Here is a 247-nt window from a genome sequence, read left to right as displayed (position 1 = left end):
GTTGGCGGCGGTGTGGCGGTCGGTGGGTGTGGAGCCGGCCGCGGTGGTTGGGCATTCCCAGGGTGAGATCGCTGCGGCGTGTGTGGCCGGGGCGTTGTCGCTGGAGGATGCGGCGAGGGTGGTGGTGCTGCGGTCGCAGGCGATCGGTCGCACTCTCGCTGGTGGCGGTGGGATGGTGTCGGTTGCGCTGGGTGTGGAGGCGGTCCGGGAGCGGATCGCTGCCTGGGGCGAGGCGATATCCGTCGCC

At 72.1% G+C, this 247-nt stretch carries 1 protein-coding gene; it reads left to right on the top strand.

Annotation, left to right across the window (positions count from 1 at the left end):
* Positions 1 to 247: acyltransferase domain-containing protein (locus ADL29_RS14790; protein WP_157878496.1), on the top strand; the 247-nt coding region annotated here is incomplete at both ends.

It is taken from the genome of Streptomyces chattanoogensis, from assembly GCF_001294335.1.
Classification (GTDB): Bacteria; Actinomycetota; Actinomycetes; order Streptomycetales; family Streptomycetaceae; genus Streptomyces; species Streptomyces chattanoogensis.
Note: the sequence above shows the minus strand (reverse complement) of the source record. Positions and strands in the feature narration are given on the sequence as shown.